Source organism: Streptomyces sp. NPDC087263 (genome assembly GCF_044744645.1).
Classification (GTDB): domain Bacteria; phylum Actinomycetota; class Actinomycetes; order Streptomycetales; family Streptomycetaceae; genus Streptomyces.
Genome location: NZ_JBIUYT010000039.1, coordinates 1 through 1045 on the forward strand (window position 1 = coordinate 1; position 1045 = coordinate 1045).

At 68.9% G+C, this 1045-nt stretch carries 1 pseudogene; it reads left to right on the forward strand.

What is annotated here, in order from left to right:
- Positions 1–177 precede the first annotated feature (177 nt).
- Positions 178–1045, forward strand: a pseudogene (locus ACIPC1_RS40315) (IS5 family transposase); the annotation flags it as partial.

The window sequence follows — 1045 nt, forward strand, 5'->3', positions numbered from 1 at the left end:
AGCCGACGATCGGCCCGCCGTCGTAGGAGCGCAGGGTCGGCACCGGCACAGACAGCTCGCCATTGATCCGCACGCACCCGTACCGGTCCACGAACTCCCGTTAGGGCGCGTATTCGGTCGTGATCAATCTGTGTGATTCACCTTCGCGGCGGGTCCTGATCCGGTAGACCGTGGTGTGTGACGCGAGCGCAACTGACGGATGCGGAGTGGGTGTTGATCGAGCCGTACTTGCCGATCGGCGAGTACGGCCCGTACCCGGAGCGGCTGCGGCAGCAGTTCGAGGGCGTGATCTGGCGATTCCGGACGGGCGGGCAGTGGCGGGAGATGCCGAAGGAGTTCGGTGCGTGGTCGACCGTCTCCAATCGGTTCCGGCAGTGGCGGGACGCCGGTGTCTTCGAAGCCCTGATGGAGGGCGTGATCGCGGAAGCCGCGAAGCGCGGCGAGGTGGACTTGTCCCTGGTCAGCGTGGACTCCACCACCGTGCGGGCTCACCACGACGCTGCCGGGATGCACCTCGACTCCGACACCATGGCCGCCCTGGAGAAGGCCGCCGAGGAGGCGGAGAAGGCCCGGCAAAAGGGGGAGGCCCGGAGGAACAAGACGGGCGGGTCGCCTCAGGTGACCCGAAACGGGAAGAACGGCGACGCATCCGGCGTCGGCGCAGGCTCCGGCTGAAGGCAGCCCTGCTCGGACGCTCCAGGGGCGGGCAGACCAGCAAGATCCACGTTGCCGGTGAGCGGAAGTGCCGCCCGCTGGTGTTCGTCCTGACCGAGGGACAGGCCGCGGACAGCCCGCAGTTCATCCCCGTGCTGAAGAAGGTACGGGTCCGCGGACCCGTCGGCCGTCCCCGCACCCGGCCCGACGCGGTCGCCGGGGACAAGGCCTACTCGTCCCGCGGCAACCGCGCCCACCTGCGCAAACGCCGCATCAAGGCGGTCATCCCGGAGAAGAAGGACCAGGTCGCCAACCGGAAGAAGAAGGGCAGCCGGGGCGGCCGGCCCGTCAGCCACGACGCCGAGCTCTACAAGGAGCGCAACACCGTCGA